This window comes from Brevundimonas sp. PAMC22021 (assembly GCF_019443405.1).
Taxonomy (GTDB): domain Bacteria; phylum Pseudomonadota; class Alphaproteobacteria; order Caulobacterales; family Caulobacteraceae; genus Brevundimonas.
The window spans coordinates 1,002,602-1,018,079 of sequence record NZ_CP080376.1 but is presented as its reverse complement, the minus strand read 5'-3'; the positions used below and the strand labels follow the sequence as shown (position 1 = coordinate 1,018,079).

General features: G+C 67.6%; 10 protein-coding genes. 5 read left to right on the top strand and 5 right to left on the bottom strand.

What is annotated here, in order from left to right; translation table 11 throughout:
* The first annotated feature begins 76 nt into the window (after positions 1-76).
* The 5 genes from KY493_RS04925 to KY493_RS04905 are packed head-to-tail and all read left to right on the top strand — an operon-like array spanning position 77 to position 4,854.
* Entirely contained in the window at positions 77-1,183 is a 1,107-nt protein-coding gene (locus tag KY493_RS04925) for an inositol-3-phosphate synthase (protein ID WP_219897864.1), read from the top strand.
* A complete protein-coding gene (locus tag KY493_RS04920; protein WP_370627356.1) occupies positions 1,180-1,767 on the top strand; it encodes a histidine phosphatase family protein in 588 nt (195 codons plus the stop codon). The genes KY493_RS04925 and KY493_RS04920 overlap by 4 nt, the downstream gene beginning before the upstream one ends.
* Positions 1,767-2,546 (top strand): TIGR04290 family methyltransferase, encoded by a 780-nt coding sequence (locus KY493_RS04915; protein ID WP_255568040.1) that lies wholly within the window; start codon positions 1,767-1,769, stop codon positions 2,544-2,546. Before KY493_RS04920 ends, KY493_RS04915 begins: the two co-directional genes overlap by 1 nt.
* On the top strand, positions 2,543-3,478 hold the full coding sequence (locus KY493_RS04910) for a beta-xylosidase (RefSeq protein WP_219897861.1): 936 nt from the start codon (positions 2,543-2,545) through the stop codon (positions 3,476-3,478). Before KY493_RS04915 ends, KY493_RS04910 begins: the two co-directional genes overlap by 4 nt.
* On the top strand, positions 3,475-4,854 hold the full coding sequence (locus KY493_RS04905; RefSeq protein WP_219897860.1) for a UDP-glucose/GDP-mannose dehydrogenase family protein: 1,380 nt from the start codon (positions 3,475-3,477) through the stop codon (positions 4,852-4,854). Before KY493_RS04910 ends, KY493_RS04905 begins: the two co-directional genes overlap by 4 nt.
* Before the next feature lie 41 nt (positions 4,855-4,895).
* Here KY493_RS04905 and treY read toward each other — a convergent pair whose 3' ends face one another.
* Genes treY through glgB form a run of 5 tightly spaced genes read right to left on the bottom strand, consistent with a single transcriptional unit; the run spans position 4,896 to position 15,393 of the window.
* The gene (gene treY, locus KY493_RS04900) at positions 4,896-7,445 is read right to left on the bottom strand and encodes a malto-oligosyltrehalose synthase (protein WP_219897859.1); all 2,550 of its coding nucleotides are present in this window, start codon (positions 7,443-7,445) and stop codon (positions 4,896-4,898) included.
* Positions 7,442-9,403, bottom strand: a complete 1,962-nt coding sequence (malQ, locus tag KY493_RS04895) for a 4-alpha-glucanotransferase (RefSeq protein WP_219897858.1) — start codon at positions 9,401-9,403, stop codon at positions 7,442-7,444. Before malQ ends, treY begins: the two co-directional genes overlap by 4 nt.
* Entirely contained in the window at positions 9,400-11,142 is a 1,743-nt protein-coding gene (gene treZ, locus KY493_RS04890; RefSeq protein WP_219897857.1) for a malto-oligosyltrehalose trehalohydrolase, read from the bottom strand. Before treZ ends, malQ begins: the two co-directional genes overlap by 4 nt.
* The gene (gene glgX, locus KY493_RS04885) at positions 11,139-13,241 is read right to left on the bottom strand and encodes a glycogen debranching protein GlgX (protein ID WP_219897856.1); all 2,103 of its coding nucleotides are present in this window, start codon (positions 13,239-13,241) and stop codon (positions 11,139-11,141) included. Before glgX ends, treZ begins: the two co-directional genes overlap by 4 nt.
* Entirely contained in the window at positions 13,225-15,393 is a 2,169-nt protein-coding gene (glgB, locus tag KY493_RS04880; protein WP_219897855.1) for a 1,4-alpha-glucan branching protein GlgB, read from the bottom strand. Before glgB ends, glgX begins: the two co-directional genes overlap by 17 nt.
* Between the last annotated feature and the right edge of the window lie 85 nt (positions 15,394-15,478).

The following is a 15,478-nucleotide window of genomic DNA, read 5'->3' as shown; positions in this document are numbered from 1 at the left end:
AATCGGGCCAGCATCTACTTTCCTCGTCAAGCTGCGCCGTGAGCGATGAGCCGTACGGTCGCATGAAGGGGGCGTGATGAGCAGAAACAAGGTGCGCGTGGGCGTTGTCGGCGTGGGCAACTGCGCCTCTTCGCTGGTGCAGGGCGTCAGCCACTATGCGGCGGCGACCAGCAACGAACCGCCGCCCGGTCTGATGCACGTCGAACTCGGCGGCTATCACGTCGGCGATCTCGAGATCGCCTCCGCCTTCGACATCCATGCGGGCAAGGTCGGGCGGGACGTGTCGGAGGCCATCTTCGCCGCGCCGAACAACACCATCCGCTTCGCCAAGCCCGAAGGCACGGGCGTTCGCGTCTCGCGCGGCCCGACCTTCGACGGCATAGGCCTCTACATGGCCGGCGACATTCAGGAATCGGACGAGGCGCCGGTCGATGTGGCCGAGGTTCTTCGCGAAAGCCGCACGGACGTTCTGGTCTCCTACCTCCCGGTGGGCTCCCAGCAGGCGACGGAATACTATGCCGAACAGGCGCTCAAGGCCGGCTGCGCCTATGTGAACTGCATCCCCGTCTTCATCGCCTCGAACAAGGATTGGGCGCGTCGCTTCGAAGAGCGTGGCCTGCCGATCGTGGGCGACGACATCAAGAGCCAGGTGGGCGCGACCATCGTGCACCGCGTGCTGGCCAATCTGATGCGTGAGCGCGGCGTGCGGCTGGACCGCACCTACCAGCTGAACTTCGGCGGCAACGCCGACTTCAAGAACATGCTGGAGCGCGAGCGCCTGCACTCCAAGAAGATCTCAAAGACCCAGGCGGTGACTAGCCAGCTGGACGTCCCCCTGCCCGCCGACGACGTTCACGTCGGCCCGAGCGACCATGTGCCGTGGCTGACCGACCGCAAATGGGCGCACATCCGGCTGGAGGGCACCACCTTCGGCGACGTGCCGCTGAACATCGAACTGAAGCTCGAGGTCTGGGACAGCCCCAACAGCGCGGGCGTCGTCATTGACGCGATCCGCTGCGCCAAGCTGGCGATGGACCGCGGCGTCTCGGGGCCGCTGGTGGGTCCGTCGGCCTGGTTCATGAAGTCGCCGCCCGAGCAGTTCACCGACGAGGAGGCGCGGCTGCGCACCGAACGCTTCATCGAAGGCGTTGACGTGCCAAGGCCGCCGCGCCTGGTCTCGTGACCACGATTTATCTCGTGCGACACGGCGTTCATGATCAACTTGGCGGCCGGCTCTGCGGACGAACGCCCGGCGTGCTGATGGGCGAAGCCGGCTTGGGCCAAGCCGAAGCGGTCGGCCGCCGTCTCGCGAACAAGGACGTCGAGGCCGTCTACGCCAGCCCGATGGAGCGCACCCGCCAGACGGCCGAGCCGATCGCCCGCGCCTGCGGCGCGCCGCGGATCGAAGAGCCTGCGCTGAACGAGATCGACTTCGGTGATTGGAACGGCGCGACCTTCGCGGACCTCGATCACCAGCCCGGATGGCGCCGCTGGAACGCTGAGCGCGATCAGGCGCGCGCGCCGCGGGGCGAGACGATGCTGGAGGTTCAGCTGCGTCTCTCTTGCTGGCTCGAAGACGTGGCGCGAAGCGGCGCAAGCGCGGTCGTGGCGGTCAGCCATGCCGATGTGATCAAAAGCGTAGTGGCCTTGAGCCTGGGGCTGTCAATGCGCTCGCACGACCGGTTCGAAGTGTCGCCAGGATCGATCACAACGCTCTCGGCGGACGCATGGGGGCTCAAGCTCCAGGGATTGAACGAGACGCCTTGATGACCCTGACCACCGACCAGATTCGCCAGAGGGTCGATGCCCTGTCGCCCTGGTTCCACGACATGGACCTGAACGGCGTGCGCACCGCGCCGGACCATTTTCTGCCCGGCTATCCCGCCAGCAAATTCAGGCGCTTCGCCCATGCCCTGCCTGCCGACATGACCGGCAAGAGCGTGCTGGACATCGGCTGCAACGCCGGCTTCTACTCGCTCGAGATGAAGCGGCGCGGCGCGGCGCGGGTGCTGGGGGTCGATTTCGACGACCGCTATCTGGACCAGGCGCGTCTGGCGGCGGAGGTGGAAGGCGCAGACATCGAGTTCCGCAAGCTGTCGGTCTATGACCTGGCCGCGCTCGGCGAACGCTTCGATCTGGTGATCTTCATGGGGGTGCTTTATCACCTGCGTCATCCGCTTTTGGCGCTCGACTTGATTTTTGAGCATGTGGCGGACGATCTGTTGCTGTTTCAGTCGATGCAGCGAGGTTCAAAGGCCGCCTATCCCGTTCAGGCCGACTACGACTTCAACGAGACGCAGCATTTCGACGAGCCCGGCTACCCCAAGATGCATTTCATCGAGCACGAGTACGCTCACGACTGGACCAACTGGTGGACGCCCAATGCGGCGTGCAGCGCGGCCATGCTGAGAAGTTCCGGCTTTGAAATCGTCGACCATCCCGAAAGCGAAGTCTTTCTGTGCCGCCGCACGACGCGGCCGACCGAAGCCGGCGCCGTCTATCCGGCGCAGGGCGTGATGACCGAGACTGGAGACCTCGCCGGATGATCGAAGCCGTCAAGATCTGGAACGAGCCCAACAACAAGTCGCACTGGGACCCGAACCTCGATCCCGAATGGAGCCTGTTCGCCAACATGACCTGCCTGGCCGGTCAGGCGATCGGAGAGGCCAATCCCGATGTCACGCGCGTGCTGGGCGGCATGTCCCCGATCGATCCCGGCTTTCTCCGCAGGCTGGAAGCTCGCGGCGTGATGGAGGCGGTGGATGTCGTGGCCGTCCACGGCTTCCCGCTGGACTGGAACCTGTGGTCCATCGACGAATGGCCGGCCAAGGTCGGGGAGATCCGGGCCGTCGTCGACAAGCCCGTCTGGGTCACCGAGGTCGGCGTCTCCGCCTTCGGATCGGAAGAGGTGCAGGCCTGGGGCGTCAAGAAAACCGCCGACCTGCTGATCGGCCAGGCGCCGCGCATCTTCTGGTACAGCCTCTATGACCTGCCCCAGGCGTGGGGGGCCACGACGCGGCACAAGGAGGCGGAAGGCTCCTCCTATTACCGCCACTTCCACATGGGGCTGCTGCGCGAGGACGGATCGCCCAAGGCCGCGCTTGAAGCCTATCGACCCTACGCCGCCGACATGGGCCTGTGCCAGTGGTTCCACTATCATGACCACCGCCTGGACGAGGCCGTCGGGATCATGCGCGACCTGGGCGTTCGCCACGTGCGCACGGGCATTTCGTGGGCCGACAGCTTCCGTGAAGGCGCGCTGGAGTGGTTCGACCGCCAGATGGAAGCCTTGGCGCCGTTCGACACGACGGTCACCTTCTGCTTTACGCCCGAGCATCGTGGCGTCGAGCCTCACCACACCAGCCCTCCGCAGGTCGCGGAGGAATACGCCCAGTTCTGCGCCGACATGGTCAGCCGCTACGCGCCTCGCCGCGCCGCGCCCGCCCTGCCGGTCGAAGTTTCGGAGGAAGCCGCATGAAGATCGGGATCATCGGAACGGGTTACGTCGGCCTGGTGACCGGCGCCTGTCTGGCGGAAGTCGGCCATGACGTGGTCTGCATCGACCGCGACGCCAGCAAGATCGCCCTGCTGGAGAACGGCGGCTGCCCGATCTACGAACCCGGCCTGCCCGAGCTGATCGCCCGCAATCGTTCGGCAGGGCGCCTGACCTTCTCGACCCGGATGGCCGACGGCGTGCGAGACGCCGAGGCCGTTTTCATCGCCGTCGGAACGCCGCCGGGCGCCAACGGAGATGCGGACCTGCGCTTTGTTCACGCGGTGGCCGAAGAGATCGCCGACTGCCTGACCGGCTTCACCGTCGTGGTGACCAAGTCGACCGTACCCGTCGGCACCGGCGACCAGGTCGAGCGGCTGATCCAGCATCGTCGCGCGAACGCGGACTTCGCCGTGGTGTCCAATCCGGAGTTCCTGCGCGAAGGCTGCGCCATCGGCGACTTCCTGAAGCCCGACCGCATTGTCGTCGGCGCCGACGAGTCGCGCGCCCGCGAGGTGATGGCGGCCGTCTATCAGCCGTTGACGCGTCAGGGCGCGCCCCTGCTGCTGACCGAACGTCGCACGTCGGAGCTGATCAAATACGCGTCCAACGCCTTTCTGGCGGTGAAGATCAGCTACATCAACGAGATGGCCGACCTGTGCGAGGAAGTGGGCGCCGACGCGCTCAAGGTCGCCGAGGGCATGGGCCTGGACCCGCGCATCGGCGGACGCTTCCTGCAGCCCGGTCCCGGCTATGGCGGTTCGTGCTTCCCCAAGGACACCAAAGCCCTGCTGAGCACCGGCGCCCAGTCTGGCGTGCGCCTGCGGGTCGTGCAGGCGGCGGAAGAGGCCAATGCGGATCGCAAGCGGTGCCTGGCCGCGCGAGTCGCCGCCGTCGCCGGCGACCTGCAGGGCAAGACGATTGCGGTCCTGGGTCTCGCCTTCAAGGCCGGCACCGACGACATGCGCGAGGCCGCGTCGCTGGACCTGATCCCGGAACTGCAGGCGCGCGGAGCCACGGTGCGCGCCTTTGACCCCGAGGCGATGGACGCCGCCGCTCCTATGCTGCCGGGCGCCGTCTTCTGCCGCGACGCCTATCATGCGCTCGACGGGGCCGACGTTATGGTCGTGCTGACGGAATGGGACGACTTCGCCAAGCTGGATCTCGCCCGCGCGGCCGGTCGGATGCGCAGGCGCCTGATGGTGGATTTCCGAAACCTGTATAGCCCCAACGACGTGACCGCCGCCGGCATCGACTATGTGTCGCTGGGTCGACCAGCCGCCTCGGCGGGACGAGAGCGCGGCGCGGTCTTCTCGCACGCGGAGGAAGAGCAATCCCTCCAGCGCGCGGTCGCAGAGTGAACGGACAGGGGCGGCGCTGAAAAGCTCCGCCCCTTCCTTATTCAGCCGTCCAGTCGCCAGCCGAAGACTTCGCCCTTGGTGATCTCCGACACGGATCGTCCGGCGACCCGCGTATCGCCCCACCAAGCGATGCTTGGGTCCGCATCTTTGGCCTGAACGCACGCTTCGGACGCGCGAGTGGCGCAGACCACCAGCAACTCCACGCCTCCGTGACGACGGACAAAGGCCAACGCTTGGTCTGCGCGTGCGCCCTCCAGCGTCAGCGGCTCGTAGTCGCCAGACGCGAACAACTCCGGATGGCGTCTGCGCTCGTGCAGCAGCCTGGCGATCAGCGCCGCCTTGCCCGCCCCGTCGCGCCAGCCTCCCGCGTCGCCTTCTGCGCCCAGCCACGCCTCTCGGGCGGCGTAGTCCACGGGCCGACGGTTGTCCGGATCGACCAGGCTGAAGTCCCAGCCTTCGGTTCCCTGGTAGACGTCCGGCACGCCCGGAACGATCAGCTTCAACAGCGTCTGGGCCAGGCTCTTGGCCACGCCGGCCGGCGCGATCCGCTCGATGAACGGCACGGCCTCCGTCAGGAATGCGCTGCCGGGCGCCAGCAACACGTCCAGGTAGGCGCGGCACGCACCTTCATAGGTCTCGTCCGGCATCGCCCAGGACGACCGCAGCTTGGCTTCCCTAAGCGCCTTCTGCTGCCAGCCCGCCAGCCGATCCCGCAGCGTCGACAGGCCTTCTGCATCGGACGCCGAAAGCTCCAGCGGCCAGGCGCCGACGATGGCCTGATGCAGCTGATAGGCGTCGCCGGGCGAGACACCGTCGAGAGGCGCCGACGCCTGCCAACGCCGCGCAGCCTCCGCCCACAGGTCGGGCAGATCGCTGAGCACGGCCAATCTCGCCCGACCATCCTCGCCGCGCTTGTGATCATGCGTCGCGGTGGCCAGCATGGCGTGAGGGTGGGTCGCCGCCCGCGCCCGAACCGCCGCGTGGAAGTCCTCGGCCGAGGCGCCCAGCCGCGCCGGATCGAACCCGACGTCGGTTCGCGAAAGCAGGCGCCCGAAGCGATAGAAAGCGGTGTCCTCGACGGACTTGGCCGACACGGGCGCGCTCAGCTGCTGAAATCGCCTGACGGCGTCCGCCTTCAGGTCCGCATCGCCGCCGCCCTCGCCCGCCAGCCACTGGGCGATCTGCCGGATGGCCTCGGCGTCCGACGGACCCGCCAGATCGATGGCGGCCGCGACGACACCCTCCCGGATCGCGGCGTCCGAGCCCGGCGCTGCGTCGCCTACGCCATAGGTGCGATAGACCGGAAACACTGTCATCATGGCGCGCGCGGCTCGCCGGAACCCAGCCAGCGTCAGGTCGCGCGTCGCCAGATCGCTGCGCGCCAGCCGCTCGAAAGCGGCGGCGCACGCGTCCAGCTGCCCGGCGAAGCTCCGGTCCAGCGTCTCGCCGCGCGCCAGCCGTTCCTCCGCATGGAAGTCCGCCGTGCGCCCGCTGATCTCCGTCCACAACGCATCCAGGGTCCCGGCGCCGGCGGGATCATGCAGCACCGCCGAGACGTCGTTCATGAAGTCGTAGCCGGTCGTGCCGTCCGTCAGCCAGTCGGAGGCCAGCGGCTCGTCCACCGCCAGAATCTTCTCGATCACCAGATAGGCGGGCCCGCTGGACGCCGTTGCGGGGCGCTGCGCCTCAAGCTCGGTCAGGCGCTGACGCAGCCGGCGGCAATAGGCTGCCGGGTCGGCCAGCCCGTCGACGTGGTCGATGCGCAGGCCGTCGATCAGGCCCTCAGCATAGAGGCGAAGCGGCAGGGCGTGCACCGCCTCGAACACCGCCTTGTCCTCAATCCGCAGGCCTGCCAGCTCCGAGATGTCGAAGAAGCGCCGCCAGTTGATCTGGTCGCCCGCCGTGCGCCAATGCGCCAGGCGATAGTGTTGCCGCTCCAGCAGCTCGTGCAGAGCCGCCTTGCCCGTCTCGCTCTTGCCGTCAAAGGCGCGCGCCAGCGCCTCCGGCGTTGTGTGCTCGAGACGATCCGCACCCGCCGCGCCCAGTACGGCGGCATGGTCTTCGCGCCGGATGGGAAATCTATGGGAGCCGTATGCGACGACCGAGATCCGGTCTCGCTCGGGCTCCGCTTCGACAAAAAGGTCGCCGGACGCCAACACCTCGGCGTAGGGGCCGCCCAGGAACGGCGCCAGCAGCTTGCCCTCCAGCGCAGGATCGCCGCTGTTCCAATCGATGTCGAAGAAGCGGGCGTAGGCGCTGGCCGGACCCTTCGCCAGAACATCAAGCCACCATTCATTGTCGTCGCCGCCGACGGCCACATGGTTCGGCACGATGTCGAGGATGACGCCCAGGTCGTGCCGCCGCAGCGTCTCAACCAGCGAACGGAAGCCCTCCTCGCCGCCCAGCGCCGGATTGATGGTCATGGGATCGACCACGTCGTAGCCGTGGATCGAGCCCTTTCGCGCCGTGGCGATCGGCGACGCATAGACATGGCTGATCCCGAGCCCGGCCCAGTAGGGCGCCAGGCGTTCGGCGTCAGCGAAGGTGAAGTCGGCGTGGAACTGGACGCGATAGGTGGCGCGTGGCGTCATCGGGGTCTTTCGGCGTTCAGGCGCTCGATGCGCGCGGCGACGCGCGGCTGTTCGAGCAGGGTTTCGGTGGCGGTCGGCAGGCGACGACGCCAGTTGGGATGCACCTCGACCACGCCGGGCAGGTTCGGTTGTTCGTCCAGTCCGATCAGGTCCTCGACCGGGATCAGCGCCAGTTCGCAGGCGCTGGCGGCCGCATAGGCGACGGCGGCGTCGACGGCCGTTTGGGGCGCGTTGGCGTCCGGCTGATCGCCGGTGGCGACGCCCGCCTCGACCGCCGCGTCCCAGAAGGCGTCGCGGTAGTCCGCCCGCTCCTCGCGCTCGGCCTGGCGATCGCCGCCGGCGCCGAGCCGCTCGCGCCAGTCGATGTCGCGCCCCTTCCACCATCCGGCGACGGGCGCCAGGTCGTGGGTCGAGGTCATGGCGGCGGCCAGCGGGTCCCAATCGTCAGGGCTCCTGAGTGCGCCGTCTTTTTCGCGCTCGAACGGCAGGACGCGCATGCCGAGCAGGCCGTGCGCCTCCAGCGTGTCGCGCAAGCCGTCGGGCACCACGCCCAGGTCCTCGCCGATGATGACCGAGCCGGCGCGGTGAGACTCCAGCGCGCACAGCCGCAGCAGGTCCTGCAGCGGATTGACCAGATAGGCGCCCTCCAGCGGAGAGGCCCCGTCCGGCAGCACCCACAACCGGTTCAGGCCCAGCGCATGGTCGATCCGCAAGCCGCCGGCGTGCCGCAGCGCCGCACGCACCGTGCGGATGAACGGTTCGAAGCCCGTTCGCTTCAGGGCCGTGGGCGAAAAGCTGGTGATGCCCCATCCCTGCCCCGCCGCCTGAAAGGCGTCCGGCGGCGCGCCAAGCGTCAAGCCATCCAGCAGTTCATCGCGCCGCGCCCAAGCGTGGCTACCGCCAGGATCCAGCCCCACGGCCAGGTCGGCGATCAGGCCCAGACCCATGCCGGCATTTTTCGCCGTCGCTTGCGCCGTTTCCAGCCCAAGATCGGCGAGCCACTGGCAGAATAGGTGAAAGCGCACGTCGTCGGCGTGCTCGCGGGCGAACGCCTGAACGGCCGGGTTGTCGGGCCTCTGGTACTCTAGCGGCCACCCTTGCCAGCCGCCCGCGCCGTGCGAGGCGAAGAAGCGGGCGTGCAGCGCCTCGAACAGCGCATGCTGGCGCAACGGCTCGCCGCCCTCGCGCAGGAAGGCGTCAAAACGGTCGTCGCCGTCGAAGGTCGAGAACCCCTCGCGCAAGGCCGCGACCCGGACCTCGCTGGCCGCGCGCCAGTCGATCAGGTCGCCATCGTGCCTCTCGCGCTCGTGCCCCGGCATCACGGCCGGATCGGCGAAGAGCGGGTTCAGCCAGTCCCGGCTGGAGGGGGAATAGGGGCTGTAGCGATCGGGATCAGCTAGGAACAGGGCGTGGACCGGGCTGATGGCCACGGCGTCCGCGCCTGCTCTCCCCATCCGTGCAGCGAAGTCGGCCAGGGCGCCGAAGTCGCCCGAAGGTGTCGGCCGATCGTCGCGCAAACTGTAGAGCTGCACCGTCGCGCCCCAGCCCTTGCGACCCAGAACATCCCGCGCCGTCAGGCAGCGCGGCGGGCAGACGGCCAGCGTCACTTCGCGGCTGCCCAGATCGAGACGGTGATAGCCGACGGTGTTCGGCGCCTTCATGCCTGGGGCGACGTCCAGGACCTCTCCGCTTTCGAGGATCAGCCGCCCGGACGAGGCGCCGCGCGGCAGCTCCAGCGTCTGTCCCGCGACGGCGGTGATCAGGGCCGGCTCGGCGTCCTGCGCCAACCGCGTTTGGCTCTCTCGACAGTCCCCGGCGCTGTCGCAGGGAAAGCCCATCGCGGTCAGGATGGCGCGCAGCGACGCGTCGGACACGCGCTGGTCCCGCCCTTGCGCGTCCTCCCAGTCTATCACCAGTCCGGCGGCGGTCGCCAGCGCATGCAGGTCCGCCTGGCTCACCCCACCGGCTCCAGCCACGCCAGCAGACAGGCCGGGGCGATCCGGCCATCCGTGGCCGTGTCTCCGATGGAGAATACCGGCTCGACGGCGGGCGCATCGGCGAAGGCGACCGCCTCCTCGCCCAGGTTCAGGGCGAGGCTCAGCCGAAAACCATTGCCCAGCGTCCAGGCGGCCGCGACAGCCTTGTCGCCCAGCACCTGCGCTCCGGCCGATTTCGCGCCTGACAAGCCCGGCGTGATCATCTCGCGGCGCAGGGTAAGAAGCCGGCGATAAAGATCGCGCCAGCCGTCGGCGTCCTCGCCCGGCCGGACCTTGGACATCTCAAAGGTCGACGGCGCGTTCGGATCGGGGATGCGCTCGCGCGCTTCCGAATCGGCAAAGGTCTCGAACTTGGCGAACTCCTTGCGGCGACCTTCCCGGACGGCGTCGGCGAGCTCGTCGTGGAAGTCGGTGAAGAACAGAAAGGGGCTGGTCGAGCCCGTCTCCTCGCCCATGAAGATCAGCGGGATCTGCGGGCACAGCAGCTGCAGCGCCACGGCCGCCTTCAGCCGCTCGTGATCCACCAGGTGGGTCAGCCGCTCGCCCATGGCGCGGTTGCCGATCTGGTCGTGGTTCTGCAGGAACGACACAAAGGCGGTCGGCCGCAGATGCGCGCTCGGCTTACCGCGCGGCGAGCCGTCGTGGTTCGGCGATCCTTCGCCCTGATAGATGAAACCTTCCCCCAGGCAACGGGCCAGCCGCTCTTCGGCGTCGTCGGCGAAATCCTGATAATAGGCGCTGGTTTCGCCCGTCAGCAGCACATGCATGACGTTGTGGAAGTCGTCGTTCCACTGGGCGTCGTAGGCGCGCTCGAGCCGCTCGGCGTCGTTCGCCTCGTTCTCCAGGATCAGGTGGACCCGTCGGTCGCCCGCGCCCTCCCTCACCTCGGTGGCCAGGCGATCCAGAAAGGCATCGTCGCCAATGGCGTGCACGGCGTCCAACCGCAGGCCATCAAAGCGGAATTCCTCGATCCAGTAGCGGGCATTGTCGATGAAGAACCGCGCCACCGGCTCGCGGTCGAAGGCGATGGCGGCGCCCCAGGGGGTTTCTTTTTCTGGATGGAAGAAGCGGCTGGCGTAGGTGTTCAGATAATTCCCGTCCGGCCCGAAGTGGTTGTAGACCACGTCGAGGAAGATCATCATTCCGAGTTCATGCGCCCGGTCGACGAGCGCCTTGAGGTCATCCGGAGAGCCATAGGCCGCATCCGGCGCATAGGGCAGAACCCCGTCGTACCCCCAGTTTCTGTGGCCCGAGAAGTCGTTGACGGGCATCAGTTGCACGGCGGTCACGCCCAGGTCCGCCAGCTGCGGCAGGTAATCGGCCACGCCGGAGAAGCCGCCCAGCACGCCGCAATGCACCTCGCAGATCACGGCCTCTTCCCATGGCCGGCCGGCCCATTCGATCCGCCAGCGATAGGCGTCCGGATCGACCACCAGGCTGGCGTCGTTGACGTCGCCGTCCTGAGCGCGCGAAGCCGGGTCGGGCACGGCGAGGTCGGGCGCCACGCGATAGCGGTAGGCGGCGCCCGCTCGCACTTCGGCCTCGACCTCGAACCAGCCGTCCTCGCCCGCCGTCATCGGCAGCGCCTCGCGGCCTTCAACTTCCAGCGCCGCCTGCGAAAGGTCCGGCGCCCACAGGCGGAATCGCGTGCATTCCGGTGCGATCAGCCGGGCGCCGGCGCGAAGGTTCTGCCCGCTCACGCCGCGCGCTCGCGCGACGTGACGATCACCGCAGCCCCGCTCATGACCCGGTACACGTCGGCCTCGAGTTCGAGGTCGCGCACATCCACATCCGCGCTGTCGATGCGAACCACATGCGACAGGTCCTGCTCGGGAAGCCGGAAATCCAGGTCTTCGTGCGAGCTGTTCAGCAGCAGGCTGACGCTCTCCAGCCGGCCGTCGTCGTCAAGGTGAGAGCGCCGCATGACCAGGGCGCGCCCTTCGGCGTTGCGCCAATCGTCCTCGGACAGCTGCATGCCGCGCTCGTCCCACCATTCGATGTCCTGCACGCCGTCGCGCACCGGCTCGCCATAGAGGAACCGTCCCGAGCGGATGGGCGGCAGGTCGCGGCGAACCTCCGTCAGACGACCAACAAAGGCCGACAGCGCCTGCCCGTCCTCGGAGTTCGCCTGATCCCAGTCGAACCAGCTCAGTTCGTCGTCATGGCAATAGGCGTTGTTGTTGCCGCCCTGGCTGCGGCCGAACTCGTCGCCACCAAGGAGCATCGGCGTGCCCATCGAGCCGAACAGCGTCGTCAGCATCGAACGCTGCAGCCGCTGGCGATAGGCGTTGATGTCGGGATCGTCCGTCGGCCCCTCGACGCCCCAGTTGTGCGACAGGTTTTCGCTGTGACCGTCGCGATTGTCTTCCTTGTTGGCGTCGTTGTGCTTTTCGTCATAGCTGACGACATCGGCCAGGGTCATGCCGTCGTGGGCCGACAGAAAGTTGACGCTGGCCCACGGCCGCCGTGCGCGTCGGTCGAACAGGTCACCCGAGCCCGACAAACGCGCCGCCAGGTCCGGTCTCTGGCTGGAATCGCGCTTCCAGTATTTTCGGGTGGTGTCGCGGTACTTGTCGTTCCATTCGGCGAATGACGGGGGATGGTTGCCCAACTGGTATCCGCCCGGCCCGATGTCCCAGGGCTCGGAAATCAGCTTCAGCTTCTGCAGCACCGGGTCCTGACGCAGCACGTCGAAGAAGGCGGCGCCGGGATCGAAGCCCTTGTTGCCGTCACGCCCTAGGGTCACGCCCAGGTCGAAGCGGAAGCCGTCGATGCGGAAGCTCTCGGCCCAATAGCGCAGGCTGTCGGCGACCATCTGCACCACGCGCGCCTTGGACATGTTCAGGCTGTTGCCCGTGCCCGTGTCGTTGACGCAGTAGCGGGGATTGTCGTCCTGCAGCCGATAATAGGTGGCGTTGTCCAGGCCACGCAGCGACAGGGTTTGACCCATCTCGCTGCCCTCGGCTGTGTGGTTGTAGACCACGTCCAGAATAACCTCGATCCCGGCGGCGTGCAGCCTGCGCACGGCAAGCCGGAACTCGTCGGCGCTGCCGGTCGCCATGTAGCGGGCCTCGGGCGCGAAAAAGGCCAGTGTGTTGTAGCCCCAATAGTTGGCCAGCCCTTTTTCCTGCAGAAAGCGATCCTGCACGAAGGCGTGGATGGGCAGCAGCTCCAGCGCCGTCACGCCCAGCTTGTGCAGGTGGTCGATGACGCGCGGGTGCGACAGGGCCGCAAAGGTGCCGCGCTCGGGCGGGCTGACGTCCTCCAGCAGCTTGGTCAGGCCCTTCACATGGGCCTCGTAGATCACCGTCTTGTCCCACGGCGTGTTCGGCCGCTGATCGCCTGTCCAGTCGAAGGCGTCGATCTTGACCACCGCCTTTGGGACCGCCGGCGCGCTGTCGCGCTTGTCGAAGCTGAGGTCGCCCTTCTGCGATCCGACGCGATAGCCGTGCAGCGCGTCGGTCCAGCGCACCGTGCCGTGCAGCTTCTTGGCGTAGGGGTCGATCAGCAGCTTGTTGGGATTGAAGCGGTGCCCCTTCTCCGGCTCGTATCGCCCATGGGCGCGAAAGCCGTACAGCAGCCCCGGCTTCACCTCGGGCAGGTAGCCGTGCCAGACCTCGTCGGTCCATTCCGGCAACGGATAGCGCGCGATCTCGCGCTTCCCCGACGGATCGAAGATGCACAGGTCGATCTGGTCGGCGTTGGCGGAAAAGACGGCGAAGTTGACGCCCAGCCCGTCGAAGGTGGCGCCAAGCGGAAAGGCGGAGCCCGGCAGAAGCCGGTCAGGCAACAGGTTCAAGCGGCGGTCCTTCGTACTTCAGGAAGACCCCGGCCAGAGGCGGCAGCGTCAGCTCTAGCGACTGCTCCCGACCGTGACAGGGATGAGGCGCCGTCCGAACGGCTCCGGCATTGCCGATGTTCCCACCGCCGTAGATTTCAGCATCGGTGTTCAGGATTTCGCGCCATTCGCCCGCCTCCGGCGCCCCGACGCGGTATCCTCGGCGCACCTCCGGCGTCATGTTCAGCGCCACCATGATCGGCGCCCCGCCATGGAACGACCGGCGCAGGAACACGATCACGCTGCTCGCCGCATCATGCTCGACGATCCATTCGAAGCCGCGAGGATCGGCGTCGGTGTGGTGCAGGGCGCCCTCGCGCGCATAGAGCCGGTTCAGATCGCCGACCAGCCGCTGGACGCCCGCATGCTCGGGCTGTTGCAACAGGCCCCAATCCAGCTCGCGATCGTGGTTCCACTCGCGCGGCTGCGCCAGCTCCCCGCCCATGAACAGCAGCTTCTTGCCGGGATGGCCCCACATGAAGGCGAAGTAGGCGCGCAGATTGGCGAGCTTCTGCCAGGCGTCGCCCGGCATCTTCTCGATCAGCGAGCCTTTGCCGTGCACCACCTCGTCGTGGCTGAGCGGCAGGACGAACCGCTCGCTGAAGGCGTAGACCAGGCCAAAGCCGATGTCGCCGCCGTGCCAGCGTCGATACAGCGGATCGCGCTCCATGTAGCGCAGGGTGTCGTTCATCCACCCCATGTTCCACTTGTAGGAAAAGCCCAGCCCGCCGTTCTCGACCGGCGCGGTCACGCCCGGCCAGGCGGTGGACTCCTCGGCGATGGTCATGGCGCCCGGACAGCGCTCGGCGACGATCGTGTTCAGGCGCTGGAGAAAGGCGACCGACTCCAGGTTCTCGCGCCCGCCGTGGACGTTGGGCGTCCACTGGCCTTCCTTGCGGCTGTAGTCGCGGTACAGCATCGAGGCCACCGCATCGACCCGCAGCGCATCGACATGGAAGGTCTCCAGCCAATACAGCGCCGAGGAGATCAGATAGCCCTGAACCTCGCTGCGCCCCAGGTTGAAGATCAGGGTGTTCCAGTCGGGGTGATAGCCTTCCTTGGGATCGGCGTGCTCGTACAGGGCCGTGCCGTCAAAGAAGGCGAGCCCATGCGCATCGCTGGGGAAGTGCGCGGGCACCCAGTCCAGGATCACTCCGATCCCGGCCTGGTGGCAGCGATCCACGAAACGGGCGAAGCCGTCCACCGGACCGAACCGGGCCGAGGGCGCGAACTGCGACAGCGGCTGGTAGCCCCAGGACCCGCCGAACGGATGCTCGGCGATCGGCATCAGCTCGACGTGGGTGAAGCCCAGGTCCCGCACATAGGGAATCAGTTGTTCGGACAGTTCGTCCCAGCTGTGCGCCTCGGGAAAGTCGCGCCAAGGCTTGCGCCACGAGGCGGCGTGGACCTCGTAGATCGAGATCGGCGCGCCGGGATGATGACGATCCGCCCTGCCCTTCATCCAGGCCTTGTCGCCCCAGCGATGCGCGGGCGGCGCGGCAACGACAGAGGCTGTGGCGGGCGGCGTCTCGGTCGCGCGCGCCAGCGGATCGGCCTTCTCCCGCACCACGCCGTCTGCACCGGTGATCGCGAACTTGTAGCGTTCTCCTGGCTGCAGACGCGGAACGAACAGCTCCCAGACGCCGGATGATCCGCGCGAGCGCATCGGATGGCGCCGCCGGTCCCAGGCGTTGAACTCTCCGATGACGGACACCTGCCGGGCGTTCGGGGCCCAGACGGAGAAGGCCACGCCCTTGCAGCCCTCGTGCGCCACGGGCGCCGCGCCCATGCGGCTCGCAAGTTCGAAGTGCGATCCCTCGCCGAACAGGTGCAAATCCAGTTCGCCCAGCACGGGACCGAAGGCGTAGGCGTCTTCCGTATCCTGCACCCCGCCGGGCCAGATCACCCGCAGGCGATAGGCGATAGGCTTCTTCATCGATCCGACAAAAAGGCCTGGCGAGACCTCTTCAAGCCGGCTGACGACGCGACCGTTTGCGCGGGCGATGACCTCCACCGCAGCCGCGCCCGGCTGGTAGGTCCGCACCGATCCGTCGTGGAAACCGAGAAACGCAAACGGGTCGGAGAGCCAGTCCTCCACGGCTGATCGCTGCAACTTGGCCCCTTCCCGGAAATCTCGCGCGAAAACAGTGAAAGCCGCGCGACGCGTATGGAACCTTAGCCGCTAGGATCGGTTCCGT

Excerpts from the sequence above, each read along its gene's own strand:
- KY493_RS04925 (WP_219897864.1), top strand. The coding sequence starts at position 77 with ATGAGCAGAAACAAGGTGCGCGTGGGCGTTGTCGGCGTGGGCAACTGC.
- KY493_RS04915 (WP_255568040.1), top strand. The coding sequence starts at position 1,767 with ATGACCCTGACCACCGACCAGATTCGCCAGAGGGTCGATGCCCTGTCG.
- KY493_RS04910 (WP_219897861.1), top strand. The coding sequence starts at position 2,543 with ATGATCGAAGCCGTCAAGATCTGGAACGAGCCCAACAACAAGTCGCAC.
- KY493_RS04905 (WP_219897860.1), top strand. The coding sequence starts at position 3,475 with ATGAAGATCGGGATCATCGGAACGGGTTACGTCGGCCTGGTGACCGGC.
- treY (WP_219897859.1), bottom strand. The coding sequence starts at position 7,445 with ATGACGCCACGCGCCACCTATCGCGTCCAGTTCCACGCCGACTTCACC.